The 18,187-nt window shown below is 63.1% G+C and carries 16 protein-coding genes; 7 read left to right on the top strand and 9 right to left on the bottom strand.

The window, feature by feature from the left end; translation table 11 throughout:
* Positions 1 to 3: 3 nt before the first annotated feature.
* Together KZJ38_RS35040 and KZJ38_RS35035 are read right to left on the bottom strand one after the other, a co-directional pair.
* Positions 4 to 1,146, bottom strand: a complete 1,143-nt coding sequence (locus KZJ38_RS35040) for a branched-chain amino acid ABC transporter substrate-binding protein (protein ID WP_219801589.1) — start codon at positions 1,144 to 1,146, stop codon at positions 4 to 6.
* A gap of 239 nt (positions 1,147 to 1,385) precedes the next feature.
* Entirely contained in the window at positions 1,386 to 2,291 is a 906-nt protein-coding gene (locus KZJ38_RS35035) for a dihydrodipicolinate synthase family protein (RefSeq protein ID WP_219801588.1), read from the bottom strand.
* 371 nt (positions 2,292 to 2,662) lie between these two features.
* Here KZJ38_RS35035 and KZJ38_RS35030 point away from each other — a divergent pair, with 371 nt between their 5' ends.
* The 6 genes from KZJ38_RS35030 to KZJ38_RS35005 all read left to right on the top strand — a co-directional run bounded on the left by KZJ38_RS35030 (position 2,663) and on the right by KZJ38_RS35005 (position 7,938).
* A complete protein-coding gene (locus tag KZJ38_RS35030; protein WP_219801587.1) occupies positions 2,663 to 3,628 on the top strand; it encodes a 4-hydroxyproline epimerase in 966 nt (321 codons plus the stop codon).
* Between the two features lie 103 nt (positions 3,629 to 3,731).
* The gene (locus KZJ38_RS35025) at positions 3,732 to 4,889 is read left to right on the top strand and encodes an NAD(P)/FAD-dependent oxidoreductase (RefSeq protein ID WP_219801586.1); all 1,158 of its coding nucleotides are present in this window, start codon (positions 3,732 to 3,734) and stop codon (positions 4,887 to 4,889) included.
* Positions 4,882 to 5,175: a 2Fe-2S iron-sulfur cluster-binding protein gene (locus tag KZJ38_RS35020; protein ID WP_219801585.1), complete on the top strand. Its 294-nt coding sequence runs from the start codon at positions 4,882 to 4,884 to the stop codon at positions 5,173 to 5,175. The genes KZJ38_RS35025 and KZJ38_RS35020 overlap by 8 nt, the downstream gene beginning before the upstream one ends.
* Positions 5,176 to 5,181: 6 nt before the next feature.
* Positions 5,182 to 6,525 carry an FAD-dependent oxidoreductase gene (locus tag KZJ38_RS35015; protein WP_219801584.1) on the top strand — a complete coding sequence of 448 codons (1,344 nt, stop codon included), beginning with the start codon at positions 5,182 to 5,184 and terminating at the stop codon, positions 6,523 to 6,525.
* 197 nt (positions 6,526 to 6,722) lie between these two features.
* A complete protein-coding gene (locus KZJ38_RS35010) occupies positions 6,723 to 7,565 on the top strand; it encodes a helix-turn-helix transcriptional regulator (RefSeq protein ID WP_425518398.1) in 843 nt (280 codons plus the stop codon).
* 37 nt (positions 7,566 to 7,602) lie between these two features.
* Positions 7,603 to 7,938 carry a hypothetical protein gene (locus KZJ38_RS35005; protein WP_219801583.1) on the top strand — a complete coding sequence of 112 codons (336 nt, stop codon included), beginning with the start codon at positions 7,603 to 7,605 and terminating at the stop codon, positions 7,936 to 7,938.
* A 17-nt stretch (positions 7,939 to 7,955) separates the two neighbouring features.
* Here the strand turns inward: KZJ38_RS35005 and KZJ38_RS35000 are convergent, their stop codons facing one another.
* From KZJ38_RS35000 to KZJ38_RS34990, 3 genes are all read right to left on the bottom strand, one after another.
* The gene (locus KZJ38_RS35000) at positions 7,956 to 8,165 is read right to left on the bottom strand and encodes a hypothetical protein (RefSeq protein WP_219803807.1); all 210 of its coding nucleotides are present in this window, start codon (positions 8,163 to 8,165) and stop codon (positions 7,956 to 7,958) included.
* 266 nt (positions 8,166 to 8,431) lie between these two features.
* Entirely contained in the window at positions 8,432 to 8,782 is a 351-nt protein-coding gene (locus tag KZJ38_RS34995) for a hypothetical protein (protein WP_246641927.1), read from the bottom strand.
* Positions 8,783 to 8,939: 157 nt separating this feature from the next.
* A complete protein-coding gene (locus KZJ38_RS34990) occupies positions 8,940 to 10,256 on the bottom strand; it encodes an NAD(P)/FAD-dependent oxidoreductase (protein ID WP_219801582.1) in 1,317 nt (438 codons plus the stop codon).
* A 286-nt stretch (positions 10,257 to 10,542) separates the two neighbouring features.
* On the opposite strand from KZJ38_RS34990, the gene KZJ38_RS34985 reads away from it, so the two are divergent.
* A complete protein-coding gene (locus tag KZJ38_RS34985) occupies positions 10,543 to 13,632 on the top strand; it encodes a transglycosylase domain-containing protein (RefSeq protein ID WP_219801581.1) in 3,090 nt (1,029 codons plus the stop codon).
* On the opposite strand, the gene KZJ38_RS34980 is transcribed toward KZJ38_RS34985, so the two are convergent.
* From KZJ38_RS34980 to KZJ38_RS34965, 4 genes are all read right to left on the bottom strand, one after another.
* Positions 13,633 to 14,856 (bottom strand): ROK family transcriptional regulator, encoded by a 1,224-nt coding sequence (locus tag KZJ38_RS34980; RefSeq protein ID WP_219801580.1) that lies wholly within the window; start codon positions 14,854 to 14,856, stop codon positions 13,633 to 13,635. It abuts the gene before it with no gap.
* Positions 14,857 to 14,930: 74 nt separating this feature from the next.
* The gene (locus tag KZJ38_RS34975; RefSeq protein ID WP_219801579.1) at positions 14,931 to 15,743 is read right to left on the bottom strand and encodes an ATP-binding cassette domain-containing protein; all 813 of its coding nucleotides are present in this window, start codon (positions 15,741 to 15,743) and stop codon (positions 14,931 to 14,933) included.
* Between the two features lie 92 nt (positions 15,744 to 15,835).
* On the bottom strand, positions 15,836 to 16,831 hold the full coding sequence (locus tag KZJ38_RS34970; RefSeq protein WP_219801578.1) for an ABC transporter permease: 996 nt from the start codon (positions 16,829 to 16,831) through the stop codon (positions 15,836 to 15,838).
* Positions 16,832 to 16,912: 81 nt separating this feature from the next.
* Positions 16,913 to 17,917, bottom strand: a complete 1,005-nt coding sequence (locus tag KZJ38_RS34965; RefSeq protein ID WP_219801577.1) for a sugar ABC transporter substrate-binding protein — start codon at positions 17,915 to 17,917, stop codon at positions 16,913 to 16,915.
* Positions 17,918 to 18,187 lie beyond the last annotated feature (270 nt).

Here is an 18,187-nt window from a genome sequence, read left to right as displayed (position 1 = left end):
CGATCAGCTCTTTCCGCCGATCGTATCCATCGGCACGAATCCGCCTTTTTCCACCTTGTAGATCGTCACCGGCGCATCTTTCAGATCGCCTTTCGAGTCGTATGCGACGTCGTTCGACGTCACACCTTTGATCTTCACCTTGTCGAGCCACGATGTGTACACCTTCGGGTCGGTCGAGTTGGCGTCTTTCATTGCGGTCAGGAGCGCGATCGTGCCGTCGTACGAGTACGGCGAGTACGTGACGGGGTCTTCGTGGAAGCGCGCCTTGTAGCGGGATTCGAAGCCGGAAAAGCCCGGCATCTTCTCTTTCGGCAATCCGCCCATATAGACGATCGAGCCTTCCGCCGCGTTGCCGCCTACCTTCAGGAACGTCGGCGACTTCGACATCTCGCCCGTGATGAACGCCGACTTGATGCCGAGCTGGCGCATCTTGCGGATCATCGGCGACGATTGCGCGTCGCCGCCGCCATAGAAAATCGCATCCGGCTCGAGGCCTTTCATGTTGGTCAGGATCGCTGAGAAGTCGAGCGCCTTATCGTTCGTGTAATCGCGCTTGACGACCGTGCCGCCCGCCGCCGTCACGGCCGTCGCGAACTCGTCGGCAATGCCCTGACCGTATGCGGTGCGGTCGTCGATAATCGCGACGCGCTTGTATTTGAGCTTGTTCACCACGTAGGTGCCCATGATGCTGCCGGCTTGCGAATCGCTCGTGAGCAGCCGGTACGTCGTTTTGTAGCCGCGTGCCGTATAGACCGGCGACGTTGCCATCGACACCTGCGGCAGACCCGCGCGGTTGTACAGGTCCGAAGCCGGAATGCTCGTGCCCGAGTTGAAGTGGCCGACAATACCGCGCACGCCGTCGTCGATCAGGCGCTGCGCGACGGTCGTACCGGTGCGCGGATCGGCCTGGTCGTCTTCGGAGGTCAGCGAGAATGTAACCGGCTTGCCGCCGATTACCGGATGTGTCGCGTTGAAATCGTCGATGGCGAGCTGCGCGCCTTTTTGCATGTCGGTGCCGTAGTTCGACTGCTGGCCGGTCAACGGCGCGGCAAAACCGATCTTCACGACATCGCCGTCTGCTGCCTGCGCGCCGGTTGCCCACGCGAGCGCCGATGCGATCACGATATGCGATACCTTGAGCTTCACTATGACTCCCCCGTGTATGAATGAACGCAGGCGCGGCTTGAAGCGCACGCGGCCGGTGCGTCGTGGACCAACCTCGATGACAAGCGTGGTGTTGCGAATGCCTTGAGACGCGCGGTGTGCGTGCGTGGCATGCACACCGCGGTTTGGTGCTGCGGTATGGTGCTGCGGTATGGTGCTGTAGTTGAGTGCTGCAGCCAGATGCACTAAATAGCTGCACGTACGCGATGCCGCGCGTGCGCTTACAGCTTCGGCAGCGCCGGGCGCGTTTCGATCGAGCGGCGAATCAGCGCTTCGACGGCCTTGCGCTCGTCGCCGGCCAGCGGCAGACGCGGCGGCCGCACCGGTTCCGTGCCGAGGCCGACGATTGTTTCGGCAAGCTTGATGTTCTGCACGAGCTTGGCCGACACATCGAGCGCGAGCAGCGGCGCGAACCAGCGATAGATCGCACGCGCTTCCTCGATGCGGCCGGCCTTGAACAGCTTGTAGATCGCAACCGTCTCTTTCGGAAACGCGCAGACGAGCCCGGCGACCCAGCCGTGCGCGCCCATCATCATCGCTTCGAGCGCGAGATTGTCGACGCCGCACAGAATCGCGTAACGGTCGCCGACCGCGTTGATCAGATCGGTCACGCGCCGCACGTCGCCGCACGATTCCTTGATCGCGACGATCTTCTTTTCGTCAGCGACCTCCGCGAACATCTCGGGCGTCATATCGACACCGTAAGCGAGCGGATTGTTGTAGATCATCAGCGGCAAACTGCTTGCGTTCGCAACCATGCGGAAATGGTTGATTGTTTCGCGGCGGTCGGACAGATAGCGCAGGCCCGGCAGCACCATATAGCCGGCCGCGCCGTGCTTCGCGCCGGCTTCGGCCTGGCGGCATGCGTCGAGCGTGCTGTTTTCGGCGATCGTCAGCAGAACCGGTACGCGGCCTTGCGATGCCTCGACGGCGATATCGAGCACCTGCAGCTTTTCATCGAGAGAAAGCGTCGACGCTTCGCCGAGCGAGCCGCATACGATGATGCCGTCGACGCCCGCATCGATCTGTGCTTCGATATTTTTCTTCGTCCATGCGCGGTCTATGCTGAAATCCGCGTTGAATTTGGTGGTGACGGCGGGCAATACGCCTTCCCAGATATGCGCCACGACTGCTCTCCTGAGTTGATGATTCGATCGCAGTGTAAGCACGTCAAAATCGGCCGTCTTGCGCGATTCGCGCGTGCTGCGTGACGATTTCAGCATAGTGAAGATTGCAGCGAATAGGCGTCCTGAACCTTTGGTAAAGGGGTATTGACTCAATTGGGGTTGTCACCAGGTGTGCGGTGAACTGCTCTAACGGCAGAGCGACGGTACGGATCGAAGCGGAAGAAACGAAGCACGAGGCGCACGCGAGACAGGCGCGGCCTGCGGCGCCACCGCTGCATTCGCTACAATGGCACGGCGCAATCATCGCTATGCTGAAATCGTCATAATCGGCGCGCAACCGGGTCAAGACTCGCGCGTGCCGCGTTTCTAACATGTCCGCCATGAAAACCCTGAACGTCATCGATTCGCACACCGGCGGCGAGCCCACGCGGCTCGTCGTGTCCGGCGGCCCCGAGCTCGGCAGCGGCACGCTGACCGAGCGCCTTCATGTTTTCCGCACGCGTTTCGACGACTGGCGAGCCGGCATCGTGACCGAGCCGCGCGGCTCGGATGTTGTCGTCGGTGCGCTGCTGTGCGAGCCGCACGATCCGGAATGCGCGGCGGGCGTGATCTTTTTCAATAACGTGGGCTATCTCGGCATGTGCGGACACGGCACGATTGGCCTCGTCGTGTCGCTTGCGCATATGGGCCGTATCGGCCCGGGCCGGCACCGGATCGAGACGCCGGTCGGCATCGTCGAAGCGACGCTCAATGACGATTTGAGCGTATCGGTGCGTAATGTGCCGTCGTATCGGCATAAGAAGGATGTGAAGGTCGAGGTGCCGGGCTATGGCGCGTTCACGGGCGATATTGCGTGGGGTGGCAACTGGTTCTTCCTGGTCGCGGATCACGGGCGCACGCTCGTGCCCGCGAATATCGGAGAGCTGACTACGTTCACGTCGGCGATGCGCGATGCGCTGAGCGCATCCGGCATCACGGGTGCAGCCGACGGCTATATCGACCACATTGAGCTGTTCGGCCCCGGTTCGCGCGCGGGTATCGATAGCCGTAGCTTCGTGCTGTGTCCTGGCAATGCTTACGATCGCTCGCCGTGCGGAACGGGAACGAGCGCCAAGGTCGCGTGTCTGGCCGCCGACGGCAAGCTCGCGCCGGGCGCGATATGGCATCAGGAAAGCATTATCGGCAGTGTGTTCGAAGCGAGTTACGCGCAGGCCGAACCGGTCGATGGCGTGACCGCGATCGTGCCGACTATTACCGGCCACGCCCACATCATGGCGGAGAGCCGCTTGTGCTTCGACGAGCGCGACCCGTTTGCATGGGGCATTCCGACGCGATGACGTCAGCGATCGCAGCGCCTCTAATAGCCACGGGCGCGGGAACCGTTGCGCGCGCAACCAGGGCGTGGGCGACGACCGGAGCAGCAGGTACGCGAGGCGGTAGATGAAAGCGGATGTACTGATCGTCGGCGCGGGCATTGTCGGCGCGGCGTGCGCAGCGGAACTGGCTGCGCGCGGCCTGCGCGTGCGGGTACTCGACGAGCACGGCATTGGCGGCGGCGCGACCGCGGCGGGCATGGGGCATATCGTCGTGATGCACGACTCGCCGGCGGAATTCGCGCTGAGCCGGTATTCGCGCGACTTATGGCTCGCGCTCGCGCCGCAGCTGCGCGAGCGCGATGCGTTTTCGCGTTGTGGCACGCTCTGGGTCGCGGAGGATGACGAAGAATGGCAAGCGGCTTGTGCCATGCACGATGCGTTCGCGGCGCAAGGCGTTGCATCGCAGTTGCTCGATGCGGCCGCGTTGCGCGAGTGCGAGCCCGCTCTGGTGCATGGCATGGCCGGCGGTCTGCTGATCGAGCAGGACAGCATCGTCTACGCGCCGTCGGTTACACAGTGGCTGTTGCAAATGTCCCCGGCCGCTGCGCGGATCGACGTGCGGCTCGGCGCGCGCGCCGTCGCAGTCGACACGCACGCGGTGACGCTTGCGAATGGTGAGCGCATCGAGGCCGCGCATGTGATCGTGGCGAACGGCATCGGTGCGAGCGGGCTTGTGCGATCGTTGCCACTGCAACCAAAGAAAGGCCATTTGTTGATCACAGACCGTTATCCGGGGCTGATCCGGCATGAGCTGCTCGAACTCGGCTATATCAAGAGCGCGCATCACGCGACTGGCACCTCGGTCGCATTCAACGCGCAGCCAAGGCCAACCGGGCAACTGCTGATCGGCTCGTCGAGGCAATTCGATACCACCGACCCTGCGGTTGAAATGCCCGTGCTCGCGCAGATGTTGCGGCGCGCGGCGCGTTATTTGCCGCAGCTACCGAAATTGAACGGCATTCGTGCGTGGACCGGTTTTCGGGCGGCGACGCCTGATGGGTTGCCGCTGATCGGGCGGTACGGCGTTTCGGCGGCCGTCGCACCGGCGGCCGGTAATTCGCGCGAGGAAGTCTGGCTTGCGGTCGGCCACGAAGGCCTCGGCGTCACGACATCGCTTGCTACGGCGCAATTGCTTGCTGCGCAAATCACCGGCGATGCGACGACGATCCCGATTGATCCTTATTTGCCCTCACGCTTCACACTCGGACTTTGCCATGCGTGACGCGAACGAAGCTAACGCACGTAACATACGCGTGCACGTAACCGTTGACGGACATGTTCTCGAGCTACCCGAAGGCTCGACCGTCGCGGCCGCGCTCGCGGCCCATGCCGGCATCGCAGGCACACGAACCTCGATAAGCGGCATGCCGCGCACGGCGCTGTGCGGCATGGGCGTGTGCCACGAATGCCGCGTGACCATCGACGGCTTCGCCCATGCGCTCGCGTGCCAGACGCTTTGCCGCGATGGACAGACGATCGAGACGACAGGTGCACGCGCGCGACGGTGACACGGCATGAACAGACAACACTATGACGTCGTCATCGTAGGCGCGGGACCGGCGGGCTTGAGCGCTGCGCGCGCGGCCGCGCAGGCACAGGGGCATGCGCACGTACGCATCGCCGTACTTGACGATAACCCGCGTGCAGGCGGTCAGGTATGGCGCCACGGTCCCTCGCATCCGCCAGCTCCGGCATTGAACGAACGCCTCGACGCGTTGCGCGGCACGAATAGCGTTGACATATTTTCGTCAGCGCGCGTCGTCGCGCCGCTCGACGAACGCAGCCTGCTCGTCGAATCGGTGGAACACGGCGCGCTCGAACTCGGTTATGAGCGGCTGATTCTTGCGACCGGAGCACGCGAGCGAATGCTGCCGTTCAAGGGCTGGACCTTGCCCGGCGTAACCGGCGCAGGCGGATTGCAGGCGTTGATCAAGGGCGGCGTACCCGTGCGCGGCGAACGGATCGTGATAGCCGGCAGCGGACCGCTGCTGATCGCATCGCTTGCGACCGCGCGGCAGGCGGGCGCCAACGTGATCGCCGTGGTCGAGCAGGCGCCGTGGACGGCGGTCGCGCGCTTTGGTGCGGGGCTTATCGCGACGCCGTCGAAACTGTGGCAGGCCGCGCAGCTTACGCGCGGATTTGCTGGAATGCGCTACTGGACCGGCAGCGTCGTGCGCGAAGCGATCGGCAGCGATCGCGTCGAGCAGATCAGAATCCGGCGAGACCGCAATGCCGATGCGGATGCGGATGCGGACATCGCTGGCGATGTCGTGCTCGACTGCGAGCGTATCGCGTGCGGCTATGGGCTGGTGCCGAACGTCACGGTCGGCGAGGCGCTCGGCTGCGCGATCCGTCGCGATCCTGTGGCGGGCAGCGCGCTGATTGTCGACGACGCACAGCGCACATCGCTCGCGCATGTGTTTGCCGCGGGCGAGTGCACGGGAGTCGGCGGAATGGAGCTCGCGAGTGTCGAAGGCGAAATCGCGGGACTGCAGGCTGTCGATGCACAGCGTGAAGCCGCGCAACTGCAGACGCAGCGCGATCGCTGGCGGCGCTTCGCACGGCGTGTCGAGACGGCGTTCGCGCTCGGCGGGGTGGCGCGCACGCTGCCCCCGGACGATACCTTGTTTTGCCGCTGCGAAGACGTCACCTGCGCGCAGGTGCGCGAGCACGCGAGCTGGCGCGATGCGAAGCTGCACACGCGCTGCGGAATGGGCCCTTGCCAGGGGCGCATCTGCGGATGCGCGGCCGAAGTCTATTTCGGCTGGAATACCGCACAGGCGCGGCCGCCGTTCAGCCCCGCGCGGATCGGCACGCTGCTCGAAGCCGCGCCGGACACCGCGCCGACGGCGGAATAAAGGACAAAAAGGTCGCGCATACTCGGGCGCGCCCCGAATTTTGTAGCGCGCCGCGCGGCCCTATAATCGTCCGCACACCCGAATGAAGTCCCTTCGGAGCGCTCGAACGAAGTCCTTGTGGGACGGTTGAGGCAACGTCCTGCCCGGCGACGCGACAGGCGCGCCGCACCGCACAGCGAACGAGGAATCCGCAAATAATGACCACGCTGGCTCATCCGCTGGACGCGCCCGAAGGAAGTCCCAATGGGGCGACCGAAGGAAGTCCTTATGGGACGCAGGAACCCGGTGCGGTGGAGACGCCGCTCACCGCGATGCTCGCGCATTTCACGCTGCTCGAGCCGGTCTTCGACGCCATGCCCGACACCGTGTTCTTTGTGAAGGATGCCGAAGCGCGCTATGCGCTCGTCAACCGCACGCTGGTATCGCGCTGCGGTTATAAGGAAAAGGAAGCGTTGCTCGGCAAGACCGCCGAAGACGTCTTTCCGAGCCGTTTCGGCCGCATCTATACCGCGCAGGACCAGGCGGTGATTCATGTCGGCAACCAGATGCTCGATCAGCTCGAACTGCATCTGTATCCGGGCCGCCAGCCGGGTTGGTGCCTGACCTGCAAGCAGCCGCTGCGCGATGCGGCGGGGCACATTGTCGGCCTCGCGGGCACGTCACGCGATCTGAAAGCCGATGAGAGCAGTCACCCGGCCTACAGCCGTCTTGCGATCGTCGTCCAGTACATCCAGCAAAACTATGTGCAGCCGTTAAATCTGAAGCAGCTTGCGTCGATGGCGGACATGTCCGTTGCGCAACTCGAACGCTATTTCCACAAGGTGTTCCATCTGACGCCGCGGCAAGTGCTGCTGAAAACGCGTCTCGATGCGGCGACCGCGCTGCTCGTCTCGCACGACAAGGTCACCGATGTCGCCGCATTGTGCGGCTATACCGATCACAGCGCATTCACACGGCAATTCAAGGCGACCGTCGGCGTCACGCCGACCGAATACCGGTTACTGCTGCTCGGCAATGGCCGCCAGCGCGCGGCCGCATGATTCGCCGCATCACAATGCGCGTGCGCCGCAAAGGGAAATGAAAAAACGAGGCGCCGCGCTGCGCTATTACGTATACGTCGTCGCCCTCGACGACACCGTATGGAACGAAGCACGCTTCAGGCGCGCGAATCCCGACTATCGCTTCGCCAGGCCTTGCGTGTATGTGGGGATGACAGGCCTCGACCCGGACTTGCGCTTCGACCGGCACAAGGCGGACATTCAGGCGAATCGCTATGTGCGCGATTACGGTCTGCGGCTGATGCCTGAACTGTATGACTTTTACAATCCGATGCCGTACGACGGCGCACGCGATATGGAAGTGGAGCTTGCGATCGGATTACGTGAGGCAGGATACGCGGTGTGGCAAGCTTGACGACAGAAACGGCGCTATCAGACGCCGAGGCCGAGGCCGCGCAGGACGGCGTTGCCTTCATCAGTCAGACGAATACGCGGCGCACCGGCATCGGCCGATGCAATGCTTTCAACCAGTCCCGCTTCCTGCAGCATCGGAATTTCAGGCTTCGCATGCGCATCGACAGGCGCGTGCAACAGCAATAGCAGCGTCGCGAGCTCGTGGTGGCTCAGCAGCCGCCGCAGCATCGTAGGCCGCTTGGCGGCTACCGGCGCGGAAGAATCGGCCGGGGTCTTCTGAGTGTCACGCGTGTTGTTATCGTCATTGTTGTGCATCGGGCACCTCATACGGATCACGGTTCGATTCGAGTGCATCGCATCTTGATGAGCGAAACTTAAACGACACTTAAGACAAGGATGCGACAGCACGCCACACGGGCTGTGTGCGTTCGCATCGGCGTTGCCGGGTTCGCATGTCGAATCGATTGCCGTTTGCTTTCGCTTAGATCACGAGGTCACGGCGCGCATGTCTTGCTGGCCCCTTCGATCCACATGTTCGACATGTGCCGCTTGCCTGCGTAATAGCGGTAGGTGGTGCCGCCGTTATCGGTGCGGACCTTGACGATATTCGAATCGCCGAAGTCAAGCATCGTGCCTTGAGGAATAGGCGAGGTGGTGACCTTTGTATCGTGCTTTTTCGCTTCCTGTTCGAGGCATTGAACGACATCGTTAACCGGGCGATTGGTCATCTGGTCGTTTTCCGGATCGCCTGCATCGGGATTGTGCTGAAATTGCGCACATGCGCCAAGCGCAAAAGGGACGAGCAGGGCGGCGGTATATAACGATGCTTTGAACGGATTCCTCATGGCGCTCCTTGATATTCAAACGGCAAATGGTAGTGACACAGGATGAAATTATATCGGCGCAAGGGTCGTGCCCAGCCAGAAGCCGAATCGGCAGTCAATGATGAACGACGGAAAGGCGGCGATTTTGTGTATCTTGCAGCGGTTTGATTCGCATCGCTTAGCGTGATGGCGTGCGCCGCTTCGCATGGAGTTTCGCCGCCGATTTCGCTGTAGATCTCGCAGCAAAAGCATCGCGCGTCTGCATGGCGGAGTAAGTCAATTGTGCGGCGGCGAGTCCGAAAGCGCCGAACGTGGGCGTCAAACCGAACTCCGCAAACGCCTCGGGCACCGGCTTTTCGCCGCTGATAGCCGCCGCGAGCAGTTCGCCGCAAACGGTGGTCGGCGCCATGCCATGGCCGCCGAAGCCGACCGCATACCAGACGCCATCCGCGCTTTGACCGATCTGCGGCATCTTGTGACGCGCATAGCTCATCAGGCCGCCCCATGCGTAGTCGATGCGCACGTCGTGCAGTTGCGGATACACCTTTAGCAAATCGCCGCGTAAGAGCCGCATGATGGCCTGCGGCGTGCGCTCGACAATCGAGATCCGGCCGCCCCACAAAATGCGCGTATCGGGCAGCGGCCGGTAGTAGTCGAATGCAAAGCGCGTGTCGTAGACGGCCGACGCGCAGTCGATCGCCTCTTTGAGTCTCTCGCCGAGCGGTTCGGTTGCGATCACGTAGGTGGCGATCGGCAGCACCGCACGTTCGACGCGCCGATAGACGTTGCGCGCATAGCCGCCGCCCGCCATCACGACATGTTCGGCGTCGACGGCGCCGTCCGCGGTCTCGACGACGAATCCGCTGCTTTGGGCGCGCAGCCCACGCACCGGCGAATGCTCATAAATACGGACACCGGTGTCGCTCGCCGCGGCGGCGATGCCGGCGACATACTTCAACGGATGAAAGTGAAATGCATGGCGCTCGAAAAGACCGCCGTGATAACGCGTGGTTTTGAGCTTTGCCGCGAGTTCGCGCCGATCGAGCGGTTCCCAGTCGACGCCGAACGATTCCTTCATCAACCGGCGTTGAGCCTCGAGCCGCGCCGGCTCGTCGAACCAGTTCGCGAGAATCACGCCGGCATCGGTGGCATCGCAATCGATGCGATAGCGGCGAATGCGCTCGCGCATCAGATCGACCGCATCGGTGGTCAGCGCGTACAGTTCGCGCGCACGTGACGGCCCGAGAATGCTCAGCAGGTCCGCGCAGTCGAGGCTATAGCCGCCGAACACGAAACCGCCGTTGCGCCCCGATGCGCCGAAGCCGACCTGTTCCGCTTCGAGCACGACGACCTCGCGCACGCCGCGCTCGGCAAGCCCGAGCGCAGTCGACAGGCCGGCCAGGCCGCCGCCGACGATGCATACGCGAGTGCTGTGCCGGCCGGTCAAACGCGGACGTTCAGGCCGGCTGACGGTCGCTTCGTAGAAGCTTTGCATAAGCGGTTCCGCTTGAAACGGGCGGCTATGGTACTGAAAATTCGGCGCCGCTCCTATCGGGCTTTCCATAGGGGAAGGGTGCGCCGGCATCGGGTCTGGCACGCATGCGCCAAGCCGGAAAAGCCCGCCCGGCGCGGCATTGCAGCGAACGCCGCGGCACGAGTGTTGCGTAGCGTACTCATTGCAGGCACCACTTTGCGCTGTGGTCATTCGCAAACCTCCGTTACGCGCTAGACTGATACGAGTCGCATTTTTTGTGGTCTGGCATCTGCAAGGAGACGCCACCATGAATCGGCCGCTGCTTCGCGTTCCGCCGCTGCGTACCTCCGGCACTACGTCCACCTGGAAGTGGCTGAAGTGGGGCATATTTTTAGCGTTTCTGGTGGCGGTCGCGGCCGGCGTGCGCGTCGTGCAGATCGAAATGGATACCTCGCGGCTACAGGCGCGGTATCTGTCGGAGCTCACCAGCGAAGTCGGTTTCACCGTTGCGACGGGCCCAAGCGACAATATTCGTTTTCCGAAGGACGGCCCTTACGATATCCGGCTTGGATACTCGCTGTTGCCGTCGATCGAACGGCGGCTGCGCGAACGCGGTTTCGCAGTCGCATCCCAGGCGCGCGATTCGGACCGCATGCTGTCGCTTGCCGACGATGGCCTGTTCATCCCCTTCGAAGAGAAAGACCAGGCCGGCTTGCGCCTTTACGATTCGACCGGCATTCAACTGTTCGGCGACGATTATCCCAAACGGATCTACAGCGGCTTCGACGCGATTCCCCCGCTGATCGTCAACGGGCTGCTTTTTATCGAAGACCGTCATTTGCTTGACGCAGATCAACCGAACCGCAACCCGGCGATCGACTGGACGCGCTTTGGCCGCGCGCTCGCCGACCAGGGACTGCGCTTTTTCAACCATAACCAGCCGCAGCCGGGCGGCAGCACGCTCGCGACGCAGATCGAGAAATTCCGGCATTCGCCGGGTGGCCGCACCGCGACGCCGCAGGAAAAGCTGCGGCAAATCGCATCGGCTTCGGTGCGCGCGTATCTGGACGGACCGCGCACGATGGAAGCGCGCCAGCAGATCGTCGTGCGTTATCTGAATTCGGTGCCGCTCGCGGCGCAGCCGGGCATCGGCGAAATCAACGGAATCGGCGACGGGCTCGCCGCATGGTATGGCCGCGATTTCGACGAGGTGAACCGCATTCTTGCCGCGCCTCAGACCGAACAGAACTTGCCTGAGCAGGGCCTTGCGTTCCGCCAGGTGCTGTCGCTGATGATCGCGCAGCGCGGACCGTCGCATTTCCTGTTGCGCAAGAATGAGGATCTCGCCTCGTTGACCGACAGTTATTTGCGGCTGCTCGCGAGCGGCGGTGCGATTTCGGTTGCGCTACGCGACGCGGCGCTCTCGGCGCCGGTCGAATTGCATCGTGCGTCGTTGCCGCCGGCGACGGAGTCGTTCGTTGCGCGCAAGGCGGTGACGTCGCTGCGTTCGCATCTGATGACCGCATTGGGCGTAAGCAATCTGTACGATCTCGACCGCCTCGATCTGACCGCAACCGCGACGCTCGACAACGAAGTGCAACAGGCGGTCAGCGACCGGCTCGCCGCTGCGCAAACCAAGGACGGCGCGCGGGCCGCGGGTCTGTACGGCAAGGACATGCTGCGCCCGCAAGACGACCCGTCGAAAATTTCGTATAGCTTCACATTGTTCGAAAAGCACGGCGGGCAAAACCTGACGCGCGTGCAGACCGATAGCGTTGACCAGCCGTTCGATATCAACCAGGGCGCGCGTTTGAACCTCGGTTCGACGGCGAAACTGCGCACGATTGTGACGTATCTGCAGATCGTCGAAGAACTGCATGGACGCTATGCGTCGATGAGCGACGACGAACTGCGTGCGGTCAAGCCCGATCCGTCCGACGGGTTGACGCGCTGGGCGATCGATTATCTGCTGCATACGAAGGATCACTCGCTGCCCGCGATGCTCGATGCGGCGACCGAGCGCAAGTATTCGGCGAGCGCCGGCGAGATGTTTTTCACGGGCGGCGGCGGGCAGGTATTCAGCAATTTCGAATCGAGCGACAACGGCCGCATCCTGACCGTGCATCGTGCTTTCCAGCATTCGGTGAATCTGGTTTTCGTGCGGATGATGCGCGATATCGTCCACTACGAAATGATCCAGACGTCGGGCCCGAGCACGCAATGGCTCGACGACCCGGCCGCGCGCAAGATGTATCTGACGCGCTTCGCGGATCAGGAAAGCCGCGTTTATATGAACCGCTTCTACACGAAGTATCACGGCAAGACGCCCGACGACGCGCTCGCCGCGTTGCTGCGCACGGTGCGCAAAACGCCGCCCAAGGTCGCAACGGTATTGCGTAGTGTCGCGCCCGACGCATCGCAGGAATGGTTCAACGTGCAGATGCGCGCGGCGCTCAAGGGCACACCCGACGAAGGCATTCTCGGCAATGTAGATCTGGCGGATCTCTATACGAAGTACAGCATCGACAAGTTCAACCTGAACGACCGCGGCTATATTTCGAGCGTGCATCCGCTCGAACTGTGGACCGTCAACTATCTGCGCACGCATCCCGATGCGAGCCTCAATGAGGTGCAGGAAGCGAGCCGCGACGCGCGCACCGATGCTTACAAGTGGCTCTTCAAGACGCGTTATCACGCGACGCAGAATCGCCGCATCAAGCGCATGGTCGAGCAGCGCGCGTATGAGGAGATCGGCAAGTCGTGGCGCGCGCTCGGCTACCCGTTTGCGAAACTTACGCCGTCGTATGGCGCGGCGATCGGCGCGTCGGGCGATCGGCCGGCCGCGCTCGCACAGCTGATCGGCATTATTTCGAACGGCGGCAAGCAGGTGCCGACACACAGTATTACGGACCTCGAATTTGCGAAGGGCACGCCGTATGAAACGCGCTTTACGCGCGCGCAGGCGCAGCCTGATCAGGTGCTGTCGCCCGATATCGCGCGTGTCGTGCAGTCGCTGGTGCGCGATGTCGTCGCGGGCGGCACCGCGCGCCGGCTGGCGGACGGCCTTCGGTTTCCGAATGGCCAGGTGCTGCCCGTATCGGGCAAGACCGGCACGGGCGATCAGCGCTTCAATGTCTATGCAAAGGGCGGGCGTTTGATCGAATCGCGCAAGGTCAATCGCACGGCGACGTTTGTATTCGAGATCGGCGACCGGTATTTCGGCACCATGACGGCCGTCGTGCATGAACCCTATGCGGGCCGTTTCGACTTCACGAGCGCGCTGTCGGTGCAGTTGGTGAAGTCGATGGGGGCTGCACTGCAGCCGCTGCTCGATACGCCGTCGCAGCGGGCGGAGAGGCGCGTCGCGGCGGCAAGCGGGCAGCCGGCGGCGAAATAGCTAGAGACCGGCTTCGGCCGCAGGCTTCAGAAAGAGTTCGTGCACGGGCGCGAAATGCGCGTAGAGCGGCAGAATCGCGCCACCCATGGCGCGCGCGTCGGAGCCGATCGTTCCCTCGAGCAATTGCGGGCGCACGATGCCCTCCCATTCGTAGCGGTCGAGCACGCGTTCGGTACGCCGAATGATTTCGCGCAACAACTGACGGTCCAGCTCGCCGTCGATCACCACGGCTTCCAGATCGAGCAACGCCGCCGCGTTGGTCAGCGCGCTTGCGATGGCGGGGCATGCGGTGTCGAGCCATTGCTCGGTCAGCCGCCACAGGTCCGCGGATAACGCGCGATGATCGTGCGCGGCGGCGGGCGGCGCGCCGGCCTCGGTGAACAGGCGCTCGAGCACGAAGCCCGATGCCGCGTGCAGCAACTGCCGCGCGGGGTCGCGTGCACGGCCGGCAAGCGGAATCGAACCGACCGCGCCCGCGTTATCGTGCGGCCCGCCATGCAGGCGCCCGTCGATCACGAGGCCGCCGCCGATAAACGTACCGACGAACAGATACAGGAAATGATGGATGCCGCGCCCCTGGCCCATCACGAGTTCGGCTGCGCAGGCCGCGGTTGTGTCCTTGGCGAACTCGACCGGCAAGCCGGTCATCGTCGCGATGCGCGCGCGGATATCGATGTCGCGCCATGCATCGAGCGCGTCGCGCGGTGCGCCGAGAAATTCGTGCCAGCCGCCTAACCATAATGGCGCTGCGACGCCGACGCCAACCACGTTGCGTTTTCTCGCTGCTCCTAGCGCATCGTTCACGCGCGCGAGCTTGTTTTCCAGTGCGGGAAAGAGCGTGCGCGGGTCCGGGTACGCATACTCGAGCACCTCGCGGCAGCAGACGCTGCCCACGAAATCCATGGCGAGTACGTCGAGGCTGCGCCGCCCGACCTTGATGCCGATCGTGTACGCGCCTTCAGGCCGCAGCGCAATCGGCACGGAGGGCTGACCGATGCGGCCGCGCACGCGCGCCTGCTTGACGAGCAGGCCGTCGTCGATCAGCCGGTCGATGATCATCGAAACGGTCTGCATCGACAGGCGCGTCAGCCGACCGACATCGGCCTTCGGCAGCGGTCCGTGCAAGCGGATCGCCTGTAGCACGATGCGCTCGTTGAACTGGCGCATGCCGACCTGGTTCGAGCCGACCGTGCGTTTGAGCGGCGAGCGGGTGCCAGTGTCCATGGTTATCGTGAGCGGGCTTTAGATGCGCACGCAAAGGTTGCTTGCGTTTGCGTGCGTGGCGGTCGTCGCAAGCATCATGCAATCGCCTTCACGTCCGCCTCTTTTGCGCCGGTCATGATCGCGACCGCTTCGGACATATGGATGTCCTTGCGATTCACGAGCGCCGCGCGCCGTCCGAGACGCTGGATATGGATTCGATCCGCGATCTCGAACACGTGCGGCATGTTGTGGCTGATCAGAATGACCGGCAGCCCGCGATCGCGAACGCGGCGAATCAGTTCGAGCACCATGTTGCCTTCCTTCACGCCGAGCGCGGCGGTCGGTTCGTCGAGGATCACGACGTGCCGCGCGAAAGCCGCGCTGCGCGCAACGGCCACGCCCTGGCGCTGGCCGCCCGAGAGCGTTTCGACGGCCTGACGCATCGAACGGATGCCGATTTGCAGGTCTTTCATATGGGCGGTCGCTTCTTCGAGCATGCGGCGCTTGTCGATCATCTTGAGCAGCGAGCCGCGCCAACCCGGTTTGCGCAGCTCGCGCGCCAGAAACAGATTTTCGGCGATGCTCATCGCCGGAGCGACGGCGAGGTCCTGGTAGACGGTTTCGATACCCTGTTCGCGCGCATCGAGCGGACTGCGGAATCGAACGGGCTTGCCGTCGAGACGGATCTCGCCTTCGTCGGGGACGGTGGCGCCGGACAGCGCCTTGATCAACGACGATTTTCCGGCGCCGTTGTCGCCGATCACGGCCATGATTTCGCCGGGCAGGACTTCGAAATCGCAGCCGTCGAGCGCGGTGACCTGGCCATAGCGTTTGATCAGGCCGCGTGCTTCGAGCACGGGCGTAGCGGCGGAAGCGGCGGCTGAAGAGGGAACGGATGTCGTCGACATGACGGGCTCCATGCTTGAATGCGGTGCCAAAGATGATTGTGCTGCTGCGTGAGGCGTCAAACGCCAGTGGTCTGGCGCTTAGCGCCCAGCGCCTAGCGCACGCCGCGTCGCGAAAGTTTGTCTGCGGCGACCGCGAGAATCACGAGAATGCCGGTAATCAGCACCTGGTAGACGGACGACACACCGATCAGCGTCAAGCCGTTACGAAACACCCCGACAATCAGCGCACCGAGCAGCGTGCCCGCGATCGAACCGCGTCCGCCGAACAGACTCGTGCCGCCGAGCACGACCGCGGTAATGCTGTCGAGGTTTTCGGTTTGACCGGCCTGCGGATCGCCGACGCCGGTACGCGATACGGCGAGCAGCGCGGCGACGCCGTAGATCGCGCCGGACAGCGTATACACGGTGAGCAGAATCTTCTGCGACGAAAGACCCATCAAACGCGCTGCTTCCGCGTTGTTGCCGAGCGCGTACAGATGACGGCCGGGCACGGTATCGCGCAGGACGAACCATGTCGCGAGATACATCAGCAGCGTCAGCACGGTGCCGTACGTGACTTCCGCAGGTCCGAGCCTGAACGTGCTGCCGAAGAACATGATCGCGTCGGGCAGGTTCGACACGCTTTCGGCGTTCGAGTAGATCTGCGTCAGGGCGAACGCGATGTTCAGCGTACCCAGGGTGACGATAAACGAAGGCAGCTTGATTCGCGTGATCAGCGCACCGTTCAGAAGACCGAACAATGCACTCGCGCCGATCCCGCATAGAATTGCCAGTATCGGCGGTACGCCGAGTACCACCGCGAATTTGGTCATGACGATCGAGCCGAACGCCATCACCATCCCGCACGACAGATCGATGCCGCCGGTCAGGACGATCAGCGTCTGGCCGATGGCGATCACCGCGACGACCATCGTTTGTTGCAGAATCAACGAAAGGTTTTGCGCGGACAGAAAGCGGTCGCTTTGCGAAATAAAGAATGCGCACGCAAGCACCAGAGCGATAAGCGGGCCGGCTTCGGCGAGCGTCGGCAAGCGGTCGGCAAATCGCCGGTGATGGTGGGCGGGGGCGGCGGGGGTGGGCGTCGACATGATGTGTTTCCTCGATGCGTTGATGCCACCGGCGCACACGCGCTTACCGCGCAGCGCCGGTCGATACGGTGATGCGGGTTGTTACTTGTTGCCCCAGCAGTTCTCGAGGCCGAATGCGGTGTCTTTGCTGTCGACGCCCGATTGCGGCTTGTCGGAAATCAGCGTGACGCCGGTATCGTGATAGCCGCTCGGCTTCTTGCCGGTCTTCGCGTATTCGACGCCCGCGTCCACGCCGAGCTGAGCCATCTTCAAAGGATATTGCTGCGAGGTCGCGGCGATCGCGCCGGCCTTCACGTTGCGTACGCCTTCGCAGCCGCCGTCGATCGATACGATCATCACACCCTTGTCTTTGCCCGCGGACTTCAGTGCGCGATACGCGCCGGCCGCGGCAGGTTCGTTGATCGTATAGACGACGTTGATGTCGGGCGCTTTCTGCAGGCAGTTTTCCATCGCCGTTTGCCCCTTCGCCTGGTCGCCGCGCGTGTCCTGGCTGCAGACGATCGACGGGTCGCCTTCCTTGATGCCGAAGCCCTTCAGAAAACCGTTATGCCGCAGCACGCCGACCGTCACGCCCGGCGCGAGGTCGAGTGTCGCGATCTTCGCGGGCTTGCCACCGAGCGCGGCCTTCGCGTATTCGCCGATCAGCACGCCCGCCTTGAAGTTATCGGTGGCAAAGAGCGCGTCGGTCGCGTCTTGCGGATCGGTCGGCGTATCGAGTGCGATCACGATTGCGCCGGCTGCACGTGCCTTCCTGATGCTCGGCACGATCGCCTTCGTATCGCTCGGCGTGATCAGAATCGCTTTTGCGCCGGCCGTCAGCATGTTTTCGATCGCGGTCACCTGGCTTGCATTGTCGCCGTCGAACTTGCCGGCTGCGGTCATCAACTTCGCGCCGTCTTTCTGTGCGGCGCCTTCGGCGCCCTGGCGCATCTTCACGAAGAACGGGTTCGTGTCGGTCTTCGTAATGAGGCCGACCACGGGTTGATCTGCTGCCTGGCTCGTGCCGATGCACAACACGGCCGATGCCGCCGCGCAAACCGCAACGATCCGCTTAGCGGCGCTCGGCACGCTCGATTTCTGGTTCATGAATACGCTCCTCCAAGTGATTGACAACGACGTTATGGACTGCAGTCGATTCGAATTCTCTGTGGATCGGGCGCGGAGGGCCGTGAGAAGCCTCTCGAATGTTGGCGCCGCTTGTCGCTTGTGACTTGCTGAGGTCGGGGCTGTGTCCCGCGACTAAATCAATTGGCTTTATTTAATGAGCGCGGCGACGGTGTGTCAAGGCGGAGGAATTTGCTGCGGCGCACGGTGAATTGCATGTGCCGATTGCGCCGAAGCCGTACCGGCATTGGC

Source organism: Paraburkholderia edwinii, from assembly GCF_019428685.1.
Classification (GTDB): Bacteria; Pseudomonadota; Gammaproteobacteria; order Burkholderiales; family Burkholderiaceae; genus Paraburkholderia; species Paraburkholderia edwinii.
The sequence above is the reverse complement of the archived record's forward strand: the minus strand, read 5'-3'. Positions and strand labels throughout refer to the sequence as shown.

Coding starts and splice junctions, on each gene's coding strand:
- KZJ38_RS35020 (WP_219801585.1), top strand. CDS start 4,882: ATGCGTGACGCGAACGAAGCTAACGCACGTAACATACGCGTGCACGTA.
- KZJ38_RS35025 (WP_219801586.1), top strand. CDS start 3,732: ATGAAAGCGGATGTACTGATCGTCGGCGCGGGCATTGTCGGCGCGGCG.
- KZJ38_RS35015 (WP_219801584.1), top strand. CDS start 5,182: ATGAACAGACAACACTATGACGTCGTCATCGTAGGCGCGGGACCGGCG.
- KZJ38_RS34975 (WP_219801579.1), bottom strand. CDS start 15,743: ATGTCGACGACATCCGTTCCCTCTTCAGCCGCCGCTTCCGCCGCTACG.
- KZJ38_RS34970 (WP_219801578.1), bottom strand. CDS start 16,831: ATGTCGACGCCCACCCCCGCCGCCCCCGCCCACCATCACCGGCGATTT.
- KZJ38_RS34995 (WP_246641927.1), bottom strand. CDS start 8,782: ATGAGGAATCCGTTCAAAGCATCGTTATATACCGCCGCCCTGCTCGTC.
- KZJ38_RS34990 (WP_219801582.1), bottom strand. CDS start 10,256: ATGCAAAGCTTCTACGAAGCGACCGTCAGCCGGCCTGAACGTCCGCGT.
- KZJ38_RS34965 (WP_219801577.1), bottom strand. CDS start 17,917: ATGAACCAGAAATCGAGCGTGCCGAGCGCCGCTAAGCGGATCGTTGCG.
- KZJ38_RS35030 (WP_219801587.1), top strand. CDS start 2,663: ATGTCCGCCATGAAAACCCTGAACGTCATCGATTCGCACACCGGCGGC.
- KZJ38_RS34985 (WP_219801581.1), top strand. CDS start 10,543: ATGAATCGGCCGCTGCTTCGCGTTCCGCCGCTGCGTACCTCCGGCACT.
- KZJ38_RS34980 (WP_219801580.1), bottom strand. CDS start 14,856: ATGGACACTGGCACCCGCTCGCCGCTCAAACGCACGGTCGGCTCGAAC.
- KZJ38_RS35000 (WP_219803807.1), bottom strand. CDS start 8,165: ATGCTGCGGCGGCTGCTGAGCCACCACGAGCTCGCGACGCTGCTATTG.
- KZJ38_RS35010 (WP_425518398.1), top strand. CDS start 6,723: ATGACCACGCTGGCTCATCCGCTGGACGCGCCCGAAGGAAGTCCCAAT.
- KZJ38_RS35005 (WP_219801583.1), top strand. CDS start 7,603: ATGAAAAAACGAGGCGCCGCGCTGCGCTATTACGTATACGTCGTCGCC.